This is a genomic window from Lichenibacterium minor, assembly GCF_004137685.1.
In the GTDB taxonomy this organism is placed as follows: Bacteria; Pseudomonadota; Alphaproteobacteria; order Rhizobiales; family Beijerinckiaceae; genus Lichenihabitans; species Lichenihabitans minor.
The window spans coordinates 19,445-30,644 of the sequence record NZ_QYBB01000046.1; the positions used below are offsets into that span (position 1 = coordinate 19,445).

At 69.9% G+C, this 11,200-nt stretch carries 11 protein-coding genes and 1 pseudogene; 6 read left to right on the top strand and 6 right to left on the bottom strand.

The features are described from left to right. Positions 1-67 precede the first annotated feature (67 nt). From D3273_RS23155 to D3273_RS23165, 3 genes are read left to right on the top strand one after another with little or no spacing between them, the layout of a single operon-like run. Positions 68-1,264 carry a PfkB family carbohydrate kinase gene (locus D3273_RS23155; protein WP_129229264.1) on the top strand — a complete coding sequence of 399 codons (1,197 nt, stop codon included), beginning with the start codon at positions 68-70 and terminating at the stop codon, positions 1,262-1,264. A 29-nt stretch (positions 1,265-1,293) separates the two neighbouring features. Beyond that, positions 1,294-2,136 carry a BtpA/SgcQ family protein gene (locus tag D3273_RS23160; protein ID WP_129229265.1) on the top strand — a complete coding sequence of 281 codons (843 nt, stop codon included), beginning with the start codon at positions 1,294-1,296 and terminating at the stop codon, positions 2,134-2,136. After that, positions 2,133-3,050 (top strand): PfkB family carbohydrate kinase, encoded by a 918-nt coding sequence (locus tag D3273_RS23165; protein WP_165359633.1) that lies wholly within the window; start codon positions 2,133-2,135, stop codon positions 3,048-3,050. The genes D3273_RS23160 and D3273_RS23165 overlap by 4 nt, the downstream gene beginning before the upstream one ends. A 5-nt stretch (positions 3,051-3,055) precedes the next feature. Here D3273_RS23165 and D3273_RS23170 read toward each other — a convergent pair whose 3' ends face one another. The 6 genes from D3273_RS23170 to D3273_RS23195 all read right to left on the bottom strand — a co-directional run bounded on the left by D3273_RS23170 (position 3,056) and on the right by D3273_RS23195 (position 8,483). Then, positions 3,056-3,829 carry a glutamine amidotransferase gene (locus tag D3273_RS23170; RefSeq protein WP_129229267.1) on the bottom strand — a complete coding sequence of 258 codons (774 nt, stop codon included), beginning with the start codon at positions 3,827-3,829 and terminating at the stop codon, positions 3,056-3,058. A gap of 60 nt (positions 3,830-3,889) precedes the next feature. Beyond that, the gene (locus D3273_RS23175; protein WP_129229268.1) at positions 3,890-4,957 is read right to left on the bottom strand and encodes a phosphotriesterase family protein; all 1,068 of its coding nucleotides are present in this window, start codon (positions 4,955-4,957) and stop codon (positions 3,890-3,892) included. A gap of 10 nt (positions 4,958-4,967) precedes the next feature. Next, the gene (locus D3273_RS23180) at positions 4,968-5,975 is read right to left on the bottom strand and encodes an ABC transporter permease (protein ID WP_129229269.1); all 1,008 of its coding nucleotides are present in this window, start codon (positions 5,973-5,975) and stop codon (positions 4,968-4,970) included. Continuing rightward, the gene (locus D3273_RS23185; protein ID WP_129229270.1) at positions 5,972-6,790 is read right to left on the bottom strand and encodes an ATP-binding cassette domain-containing protein; all 819 of its coding nucleotides are present in this window, start codon (positions 6,788-6,790) and stop codon (positions 5,972-5,974) included. The genes D3273_RS23180 and D3273_RS23185 overlap by 4 nt, the downstream gene beginning before the upstream one ends. Before the next feature lie 27 nt (positions 6,791-6,817). Further along, positions 6,818-7,768, bottom strand: coding sequence for an ABC transporter substrate-binding protein (locus tag D3273_RS23190; protein WP_129229271.1), 951 nt, complete (start codon positions 7,766-7,768; stop codon positions 6,818-6,820). A gap of 112 nt (positions 7,769-7,880) precedes the next feature. After that, positions 7,881-8,483: a helix-turn-helix domain-containing protein gene (locus D3273_RS23195; protein WP_129229272.1), complete on the bottom strand. Its 603-nt coding sequence runs from the start codon at positions 8,481-8,483 to the stop codon at positions 7,881-7,883. A 696-nt stretch (positions 8,484-9,179) separates the two neighbouring features. On the opposite strand from D3273_RS23195, the pseudogene D3273_RS29395 reads away from it, so the two are divergent. The 3 genes and pseudogenes from D3273_RS29395 to D3273_RS23210 form a co-directional block, all read left to right on the top strand. Further along, positions 9,180-9,883: pseudogene (locus D3273_RS29395) on the top strand (IS3 family transposase); the annotation flags it as partial. 271 nt (positions 9,884-10,154) lie between these two features. After that, on the top strand, positions 10,155-10,481 hold the full coding sequence (locus tag D3273_RS23205; RefSeq protein WP_129229273.1) for a hypothetical protein: 327 nt from the start codon (positions 10,155-10,157) through the stop codon (positions 10,479-10,481). Between the two features lie 14 nt (positions 10,482-10,495). Next, positions 10,496-11,128 (top strand): sulfatase-like hydrolase/transferase, encoded by a 633-nt coding sequence (locus tag D3273_RS23210; RefSeq protein ID WP_129229274.1) that lies wholly within the window; start codon positions 10,496-10,498, stop codon positions 11,126-11,128. Positions 11,129-11,200: the final 72 nt, after the last annotated feature.

Sequence of the window (11,200 nt, forward strand, 5' to 3'; positions counted from 1 at the left end):
CGGCCCGTGTCAATGCCGATCGGGGCCGGTCGGGCGCGTGGCGCGGTGGCGGCGGAGGCAGTCAAGGATGGGCGGCACCCCAACGATCGCTGATGTGGCGCGCGAAGCCGGCGTGTCGAAAGCCACGGTGTCCCACGTCGTCGGCGGGCGCGTGCCGGTGCGGCCGGCGACACGCGCCAGGGTCGAGGCCGCGATCGACGTGCTCGGCTACGTGCCGGCCGACAGCGCCCGTTCGCTCAATGCCCGGAAGCGCCCCATCGCGCGCGAGCCTCGCGCCGACCCGGCCGTGCCGCGCCTCACCACGGTCGGCTACGTCAGCGTGGATTTCATCGCCTGCCTCGACCGGCTGCCCGAACGGGAGGAGCGCCGCCAAGCCAGGGCCATCGTCAAGGCGATCGGCGGGCCGGCTGCCAACGTCGCCGCCATCGCGGCCGGCATCGGCCAGCCCTGGCCGGTGTCGGCCTCCATCATCACCGCGATCGGGACCGACGGGGACAGCGACTGGGCTGCGGCCGAGCTGTCCGCCCGCCGCGTCGGCCTCGTGCTGGGGCGCGAGCGCCGGCAAGGCCGGCTCGACCGCGCCTTGGTGCTCGTCGAAGCGGACGGACGGCGCACCATCGTCAATGAGCCGTCACGCCTCGCCGAGGTCGACGTCCGCCGCTTCGTCGAAGCGACGGATCCGGAGGGCGCCCCGTGGTGCCTGCACCTCGAAGGCTTCCAGGCGCCGGTCCAAATCGCCGCCCTGGAGGCGGCCCGCGCCCGCGGGTTCCGCACCAGCCTGCAGGCGACCGGCCTGCCGGCAGCCTGGGTGGCGGCGCAGGCCGATCGCATGTTCGCCGCGACGGACGTGCTTTTCCTGCATCGGGAAACCCTGGCCGCTATCCCGGGCTGCCCGTCCGATCCCACGGCAGCCGTGTCGCACCTCGCCCGGCGCGCCGCTGCGGCGCCGGCCGGCGCCTGGCCGGACGTCGTCGCGCTGACGCTCGGGGCGTCGGGCGCGGCCGTGTGGTCGCGCGCCGGCGGCTGGGAGCGCGTGCCCGCGCCCGACGTGGTTCTGCGCGACAAGACCGGCGCCGGCGACGCCTTCGTGGGCGCCTTCCTGAGCCTCTGGCTCAACGGCACCTCCCCGCTGCTGGCCGGCCGTCTCGCCTGCGCGGCGGGCAGCCTCGCCACGACCGCGGTCGGCGCACAAGAACTGCGGCCATCCGCCGACGCCCTGCTCGCCCTGGCCGGTGTGGCGATCCGCGCCGTCCCGGTTCCCTGATTTCCCCCGATCTCCCTGGAGAAACCTCTTTGTCCCAATCCGTCTACAAGCCCAAGGCCAACGCCGTGCAGCGCCTGTTCGGCCGCACCAAGGCGGTGATCGGCGTCGTCCATTCGCTGCCCCTGCCGGGCGCGCCGAACTACGACGGCGACCCGATCGACCGCGTCTACGACTATGCGCTGGCCGAGGCCCGCCGCTACCGCGACGGCGGCGTGGACGCGCTGATCGTCGAGAACCACGGCGACATCCCCTTCGCCAAACCCGAAGACCTCGGCCCGGAGACGGCCGCCGCCATGGCGGTGATGACCGACCGCGTGCGGCGCGAGGTCGGGCTGCCGGTGGGCGTCAACGTGCTGGCCAATGGCGTCGTCCAGGCCCTCGCGGTCGCCAAGGCGGCGGGCGCCTGCTTCGTGCGCGTGAACCAGTGGTGCAACGCCTACGTGGCGAACGAGGGGTTCATGGAGGGCCGCGCCGGCGAAGCGACGCGCTACCGCGCCATGCTCCACGCCCGCGACGTCGCGATCTTCTCGGACGTCCACGTCAAGCACGGCGCACACGCCGTCACGGCGGACCGGACCCTGACCGAGCTCGCCCGCGACGCGCAGTTCTTCGACGCGGACGCCCTGATCGTCACGGGCCAGCGCACGGGCGACAGCGCCGACCTCGGCGACCTCCGAACGGTGCGCGACTCAGGCTCGCTTCCCGTGGTGGTGGGGAGCGGCGTCAACGCCGAGAACGTCGGCGCGATCCTCGGCTTCGCCGACGCGGTGATCGTGGCGAGTTCGCTCAAGCACGACGGCGGCTGGTGGAACGAGGTCGACCCCGCGCGCCTCGCGCATTTCATGGCCGCGGTCCGGGCGGCGCGGGGGTGACCCGCGTCTTCGTGCTCGGCAACGCGACGCTCGACTGCGTGCAGCGGGCGCCGCGCCTGCCCCGGCCCGGCGAAACGCTGCTCGGCGAGGTGCCGCGGCGCTGCGCGGGGGGCAAGGGCCTGAACCAGGCGGTGGCCTCGGCCCGCGCCGGCGCCGAGACCGTGCTGGTCGCGCCGCTCGGCTCCGATCCCGAAGGGGCGGCGCTGCGGGCGGCGGCGGCGGGCGAGACCGGCCTCACCGCGCGCTGGATCGCGAGCGCGGAGCCCACCGACTATTCAGCGATCTGGGTCGCGGCCGATGGCGAGAACGCGATCCTCAGCAGCGCCGCCGCGGCTTTGAGCCTCGGCGAGGGCGACGCGCTGGCGGCGCTCGACGACTTCGCGGGGGGCGACGTCCTGGTGATGCAGGGCAACCTCGGCCGCGACGTCACGGCCGCGGCGGCGCGCTTCGCCCGCGCGCGGGGCGGGCGGATGCTGCTCAACACGGCGCCTATCGCCTGGGACATGGCGCAGCTGCTCGACGCCGTCGACATCGTGGTCGCGAACGAGGGCGAGAGCCTCGCCCTGACGGGCGAGGCCGACCCGTCGCGCGCCGCCCTGGCGCTGGGAGGGGCGCTCGGCGCCGGGCGCACCGCGGTGGTGACGCGGGGCGCCGCGGGAGCGCTGCTGGCGCGCGACGGGGATCTCGCCACGATCGCGGCACCTGCGGTCCACGCCGTCGACACGGCGGGGGCGGGCGACGTGCTCGCCGGGGTGCTCGCGGGTCTCATCGCCCGGGGCGAGCCGGTCGAGCGGGCGCTCGTCGCCGCGGTCGGTGCGGCCTCGATCGCCGTGACACGTCACGGCACGGTGCCGTCCTTCCCGTCCCGCCGCGAGATCGCCGGCCTCGCCGTGGGCGGCGCGGGCGGCGGCTGACCCGCTCAGGCGTCGGTCAGCCAGCCGAGCAGGTTCGTCCACAGCGTCGCGTAGCCGGGCCAGTCGACGAAGCTCTGCGGCAGCCAATGCGGGCCGATGTCCGACATCCAGGCCGCCGTTCGCCCGCGCCCGAAACGCCCGGTGACGAGCAGGGGATGGCCCCCTTCCTCGTCGGGCAGGCGCGCCAGCACCTCGACATCCGCGCCAGGCTTCAGCTCCACCTCGTTGGCGCCGAGCAGAATGGGCCAGTCCGTACCGAGACCGCGCAGGATCGGGTGGTCGGCCGGACCTGTGACCCGCGCCTTGAAGCCTTCCGGGACCTCCAGCCTGTCGTCGTAGGGCAAGCAGGTGACCGGCAGCGCCTCCTCGACGGGCGTGCGCCGCCAACGCGCCTTGCCGTCGATGCCCTGAAACGAGAAGTAGCCGCCGATCATCGCGAGGCCACCGCCCGCCGCGGCATAGTCGCGAAGCAGCTTCAGGCGGTTCGGGTAGGTTTTGCCGTGCATCCAGACGTCGGGGTGCAGCAGCAGCGAGTTGGCGCCGATGTCGGACAGCAGGATCGCGTCGTAGGCCTGCAAACCCTCCAAAGTCGTCGGCAGCGCTGTCACGGCTTCGTGAGCGGGCATGTAGGTGAGCGCGAAGGGGCCATCCTTCAGGGCCGCCACGAGCGGCTCGGCACCGAGGTGGAAGGTGACGCTGCCGAACTGGTCGAAGCCTTTGTAGTGGGTCGCGGAGCTGACCCAGCTCTCGCCGACCAGCAGCACCTTCTTCTGACTCATATCGAACTCCGGCGGACGGTCGCGCGCCCGGCGACCCCGCATCGAGGAGGGGGAGGGGGTTCAGGCGGCCTTGAAGACCCGCACGGGGTTGTCGCGCAGCATCAGGTCGATCGCCGCGGCGTCGATGCCGTGGCGCTTCAAGCGCGGCACGAAGTGCTTGAGCAGGTAGCCGTAGCCGAAGCCGCCGAACCGAGTGAGCATGATCTTGAGGAACACGTCCTGGCTCATCAGCACGCGCTCACCGTGGCCCATGTCGATGAGGGCCCGGATAGCGCGGGCGTTCTCCTCGTCGGAGGGCGACTGGGCGTCCTGGTCGGCATAATAATAGTCCATGCCGATCATGTCGTATTCCAAGAAGGCGCCCCGCTTCGCCAGTGCCGCCTGGTAGGCGAGGTCGTCGTGGCTGGGATTCATGTGGCACAGCACCGTGTGGTTCAGGTCCGCGCCTTCCTCCTCGACGACGTCGAGCACGCGGTGGGCCAGGCGTTCCCACCCCGGCAGATGGATGGAGAGCGGCACGCCGGTGATGCGGGCCGCGCGGGACGCGGCACGCAGCGATTTCTCTTCGGCCGGGGTGAAGAACTTCGAGATGCCGACCTCGCCGATGATGCCCGCCATGACGTCGGGCTGGGTCGCACCGCCGCCCACGTCCGCGACGATGAAGGCGGCTGCCTCGTCGATGTCCATGCGGGTGAACCAGTCGGGGTGCGACGGTTCGAGATAGAAGCCCGAGCCCATCACGATGTTGAGCTTCGTCCGCCGCGCGATGCGCTGCAGCGCTTCGGGATCGCGTCCGATGCCGAAGTTCGTCGGGTCGACCACCGTGTCGCCGCCGAGCTCCGTGAAGCGGCCGAGCTCGCCCACGGCGAGGTTCACGTCTAGGAGGAAGCAGTTGTCGCGGCTGAGGAAGGGGTTCATCCGGAGCTCGCCGAGGTTCTCGACGCTGACGGGCGCTTCCGCGACCGCCATCTCGGACGCCCGGCAGGGACACTTCCACAGCTTGGACGCGTCGAGCAGGATATGCTCGTGCATCAGCGTCACGCCCATCCGCTCGGCCGGGATCGGCCCCAGCACGGTCATCACGCTGCCGCTGTGCACGCCGACGGCGTGGCGCTTCGGATCGCTCATCGGGGTCCCCTCAACGCCTTCGGTTCGCACCGCGGAAGATTCGGAAGTTCATCCAGACCGCGACGAGGATGATCGAGCCCGTGACGATGGGCGTCAGGAAGGGAGACAGGTGGGCGAGGATCAGCCCGTTGCCGATCACCGCCACGGTGAGCGCCCCCAGCACCGTGCCCACCATGGTGCCTCGCCCGCCGAAGAGGCTGGTGCCGCCGAGCACCACGGCCGCGATGACGTCGAGCTCGAAGCCCTGGCCGGCGTTGGACGAGCCCGAGCCGAGCCTGGCCGCCAGCACCACGCCGGCCAGGGCGGAAAGCCCGCCCGACAGCGCGTAGACGAGCAGCGTGATGCGGCGCGTGTCGACGCCGGCGCGGCGCACCGCCTCGGCATTGGCGCCGATGCCCGTGACATAGCGGCCGAACGGCGTCTCGTTGAAGGCCACGAACCCCACGGCCAGCACCGCGGCGGCGATGAGGGCCGGCAGCGGCAGGCCGAACACCCAGGCCCTGCCGATGTCGACGAAGCCGATGCTCGAGGAGATGGGGATGGAATAGCCGCCCGTGACGAGCAGCGCCGCGCCGCGGATGACGCTGAGCCCCGCCAGGGTGACGATGAAGGCCGGGATGCCCTCGTAGGCGATGAAGAAGCCCTGCAGCGCGCCCACGAGGCCGCCGCAGGCCAGCATCAGCGCGACGCTCGCGGGCCAGGGCACGCCGGCACGGATCAGGATGGCGGACAGCGCTCCCGTCAGCGCCAGCACGGAGCCGACCGACAGGTCGATCCCGCCGGTGGTGATGACCAGCGTCATGGCCGTGGCGACGACGAGCAGCGGCGCCGACTGGCGCAGGATGTTGAGCAGGTTGTCGGCGGTCAGGAAGGCGTCCGTCGTGAGCGAGAACAGGATCACCACGGCGGCAAAGAACACCGCGATCGAGCCGACGCCGCCGTTGGCGAGGAAGCGGTCCTTCACGGTGCGGGGGCGCAGCCGCGTCGAGGCGGCGGCGGCGTGGAGCGGGGCCGTCATGCCGTCGTGCCTTTCCCGGGCGACCCGGCGGGAGCATGGGCCGAGCGCGCCGAACGGGCGCTGAACTTGCGGCCGACGATGAGGTCGACGACCTCCTCGATGCTGGTGTCGGAGATCGCGCGCTCCGCGATGGCTCGCCCCTCGTACATCACCTGCAGCCTGTCGCAGACCAGGAACAGGTCCTGGAGCCGGTGGGTGATGAGGATCACGCCGACGCCCCGGGCGCTGACTGTGCGGATCAGGTCCAGCACGGCCTCGACCTCGGCCACCGCCAGGGCGGCCGTGGGCTCGTCCATGATCAGCACCTTGGGGGCGAAGGAGGCGGCGCGCCCGATGGCGATCGACTGGCGCTGGCCGCCGGACAGGTTCTCGACGTGGACCGCGATGTCGGGCACCGAGATGCCGAGATTCGACAGCATGGCGGCGGCGTCGGCCCGCATGCGCGGCTTGTCGAGGAAGGGAATCCCCAGCACGCGACGGCGCGGCTCGCGGCCCAGGAAGAGGTTGCCGGCGACGTCCACCGTGTCGCACAGCGACAGGTCCTGGTAGACCATCTCGACGTGCTGGGCGCGCGCGTCCGCGGGCGACGCGAAGCTGACATGTTTGCCGTCGACCTCGATCGTCCCGGCGTCGGGCACCACCGCGCCCGACAGCACCTTGCTCAAGGTCGACTTGCCGGCGCCGTTGTCGCCGACGAGGCCGAGCACCTCGCCGGGCGCAAGATCGAGCGACACGTCGTCGAGGGTCTGGATCGTGCCGTAGCGCTTGGAGATCCCGCGCATCCGGACCCGAGGCGTCGCGATTCCCACCGCCATCTCAAGCCTCCGGCTGAAGGACTCGGGTCACTTGAACATCGCGCGGTACTTGTCGACGTTGGCCTTGGTCACGATCGTCACGGGCACGCGGATGACCGGGTCGACCGTCCCGCCCTTCTTCAGCTTGGCCAGGCTTTCGACCGCGACCTTGCCCTCGGTGTAGGGGTCCTGCTGAACGACGCCCGCCACCCAGCCTTCGTCGATCCCCTTCACGGCCTGGGCGGTGAGGTCCCAACCGAAGACCTTCACCTTGCCGGTCCGGCCGGCCGTGTCGACGGCCGAGACGGCGCCGATCAGTGCGGGCTCGCCCGTGGCGTAGATGGCGTTCATGGCGGGGTTGGCGGTCATCAGGTTTTCGGAAGCGGTCAGCGCCACGTCCTGCACGTTCTGCCCATCCACCGTGTCGGCGAAGGTCACCCCCGGCCCGGCCGCGGTCTTCTTGAAGCCGTCGAGCCGCTGATTTTGGATGAAGGAGTTGAGCGCTCCGACGATGCCGACCACCGCCTTGCCGCCCATTTGCTTCTTCACGTCCTCGGCGAAGAAGGATCCGATGTCCTCGCCCGCCTTGGCGTTATCGACCCCCACGAAGGCGACGTTGTCCCCGCCGGGGATCTGGGCGTCGACCGCGACGACCGGGATGCCGGCCGCCTTGGCGGCCGTGATGGCAGGCTTCACCCCGTTGACGTCGATCGCCACCAGCACGATGCCGTCGACCTTCTGGGCGATGTAGGTCTCGATCGCGTCGTTCTGCGCGCTGGGCACGTTGTTGGCGTTGAAGATCACGAGCTTGTCGCCGGCCGCGTCCGCGGCCTTCTGCGCGCCGTCGTCGATCTGGTTGAAGAACAGGGCCTGCTGGTTGATCGTCACCACGGCGAAGGTGGCGGCTCGCGCCCCCGCGGCCGCGAAGCCGAAGGACAGGGCGAAGAAGGCGGCGGTGCCGAGCAGCCTCGGGCGCGATGTCAGGGTGCGGCAGTCCATCAGGTCGACCTCCGCGGGCCGTCGGGCCGCATCGGCCGGGGGAGAAGCCCCCGACGACCGACATCATTCAAGCGACTTGATTTTCTGTCAATGAGCTTGATCTCCGCCGGGCTCAGAAGGTCGGCGGCGTGTTCACCCAGAAGATGCTCGCCGGCCCGTCGCCGGCGTTGCGATACGCGTGGGGCAGGTTCGACGCGAAGACGAAGCTGTCGCCCGGCCCGAGGCTGAAGACCCGGCCGTCGAGAATGAGGTCCACTCGGCCCTGAAGGACGTAGCCCACCTCCTCGCCGGCGTGCTGGATCGGGCCGGCACTCTCGCCGCCCGCCGCGATGTGATGGATGTTGCACTGGAGCAGGTGGCCGGGCGCATAAGGGATGACGCGCTCCAGGCTGATGCCTTCGCCCCTGCGGAGGGGGTCGAGCGCGATGATCGGGCGGTCGCCGGACCGGAACACGATCCCGTCCTCGCCGTGGTTCTCCTCGAACATCCAGCCGATGTTGGTGCCGAGCGCCTCGGCCAAGCGGTGCAGCATGGGCAGCGACGGCGAGGTCTTCCCGGTTTCGATCTTGGACAGCATGCTTTCCGAGCAGCCCACGGCCGACGCGAGCGCCTTCAGCGTCATGCCGCGCATCGTCCGGGCGAGGCGCAGCCGCAGGCTCACGCCCACGAACTTTGCAGCATCGTCGCTTCGCGTCGACCTGATGACGGGCTCCATAGACATTCAACGCTGGACGGGTGGCCCGCAACCGCGATCCTCATAGGTTTCATCCCACCAAAAAGCGATGGTGCAAAGACCATCGCCGAACCCGACAGACCTCGTTTGCACCCGCCTCGATCGGCGGCGGATGGCCACGGGAAACCGCTCGCTGCACGAGCAGACGTCCGCTCCGGAGGACGTGCAAGGTTTGCCGCCATGTCCGATGTGGGTCGAGATGGCAAAGCGGGCTGGCACTCCCGCCCCAACCTCGCCGTGCCGGACGGGCTCAGGCTCGTCGACCTGCCGCGCTACAATGTCCGGAACTGCAGCCCGCCGGGACGCTCAGGAGGCTGGTGGACGAGCCCGTCGTCGACACGTTCGTTCCCACCCTGGACAAGGTCATCCACACCGTCCCCGAGCGGTGCAGCAAGCTCACCGAGCGCCAGGCTGAGGTCACCTCTCGCTGGGATTGAGGTTGCCCCGGCTCATGGACAGCGATGATGCTTTCGCCCGAGGTGTTCCCGCCTGTCCACAACACGCCCTCCCCTTCATGCGCCGGAGTTCCGGCAACAGATGGTGGATCTGGTCCGAGCCGGCCGTTGCCGACACAGCCCTGACAGCGCCGGAGCGGGACGAGCTCGCTCGCCTGCGTCGTGAGAACGAGCAGCTATGACGGGAGCGCAAAACCTCTCTCGAGCGGCGGCCCGGTTCGCGCGGGTGCAGGATGTGCACGCGGCCTCGCGCGACACCGACGGAGGACCACGGGTCCATCCCGCCCCCCCGGGCTGAGGGCGAGAAGCACGGCCGCAAGCGCATCTCCCGGCTGATGCGCTTGGCCGGCCTTGTCGAGGCCTGTCACCGCAAGGGCGGCCCCAGGACGACGCGGCGCGATCAGGAAGCTCGGCCGGCCCCCGACCTCGTAGACCGCAACTCAAGGCCCAGGCGCCTGACCGGCTCTGGGTGGCTGACATCACCGACGTGCCGACGATGAGCGGGTTCCTGTACCTGGACGTCGCGCTCGACGTATTCAGCCGCAGGATCGTGGGATGGTCCATGCAGAGCCACCTGCGGACCGAGCTGATCGTGAGCGCACTCGACATGGCTGTCGGACGACGCGGGCCGAAAGATGTGATGCATCATTCCGACCAAGGTTGTCGCAATACATCTCTGGCCTTCGGCAGTCGGCGCAAAGAGGCGGGCTCCGCCCCTCGATGGGCCCCGTCGGAGACGCCGACGGCAACGCCAGGGCCGAGAGTTTCGTCTCGACCTTGGAAGGCGAACTGCTGGACCGGCGCTCCTTCCCTTCGCAGGCCGAGGCTCGCATGGCCTGGTTCACCTGCATCGAAGGTCTCCACAACCCGCTGCGCTGGCACTCCGGCCTCGGCTATCGATCTCGCGTCGACTGCGAAAAGACATAATCAACAGGCGCAAGCCAGGGCTACGACGAGCCTACCCGAACAAGTTCACTGACCATCACAAAACCGGATCGGTCCTCATCTCCATGGCCCTGGCATCATTCCGCTTGAGTCGACAAGAAGTAGATCCATATCGATATCACGATTTTTGCAAGCCTGCTTCGACACGTACTGGACGCTCGTGCCCCTCTCCACACTGCGAGATCCGACGCGACATCGCTTGACGGTGCGGGCGCTGGCGTGCCTTCTCGTTTGAAGGATCGCCGCGACGACGATGGGCTTTCATTCGAACATCAGCCCTGCCCAGGAACAAGAGCCGCCTGAACAGGGGCCTTGCCGCCGCTTGCTGCACGACATCACGACGACCAGGATCGACCGAAGCGGGGCCCGTCTCAAGGTCATCGCCCTGACGTCCGCGGCGGCCTTCGGTCTCGTCGACGGCAAGCTGATCAAGCTCGGCCTGTCGGGGCCATCGCCTGCGAGCCCCGAGGCGGCGACCGGACGGCCCACCGCCGTGCTGCCCGACATCAACGCGGCGGGGACAGACGCGACCGTCGACCTTGAGCCCGCCGGCCCGATTCTCCATTCTGGCCGTGCTTAACCTGGAGATCGTTCATGGCGAAGTTCACGCGACGCAGCCTTCTGGCGGGCGTAGGAGGCAGCCTCGCCGCGCCGGTGCTGAGCCGCGCCGCCTCGGCCGATGCGCCGCCCGCAGCCGTGAAACGCCCCAACATCCTGTTCATCCTGGCCGATGACCTCGGCTATGCCGACCTCAGCTGCTACGGCCGACCTGACTTCACGACGCCAAACATCGACCGTCTCGCGGCGGAGGGGACGCGCTTCCTGCAGGCTTATGCCAACTCCTCCGTGTGTTCCGCCACCCGCACCGCCCTGATCACGGGTCGCTACCAGGATCGGCTGCCGATCGGCCTCGAGGAGCCGCTCGCCTCCGACGTCGCCGGCCTGCCGCCGGGGATGCCGACGCTGCCCTCCATCCTGCGGGCCGCGGGCTACCGCACGGCCCTCATCGGCAAGTGGCACCTGGGCTTCCTGCCCGATTACGGACCGCTGAAAAGCGGTTACGAAATCTTCTACGGCTTTCGCGCGGGCGCCGCCGACTATTACCGCCATGACCAGACCTTGTGGAATGGCGACGTTCTCGCTCACGAGAACGGCTACCTCACCGATCTCTTGGGCGATCATGCAATCCGCACGATCGAGACCTTCGCGCGAGGGCCGGACCCCTGACCATCCATCAGTTTCTATGTTGCCCAGAGGGGTGGCAGCGGCTGGACGGCCTGCATGAGCTTGGCGATGCGC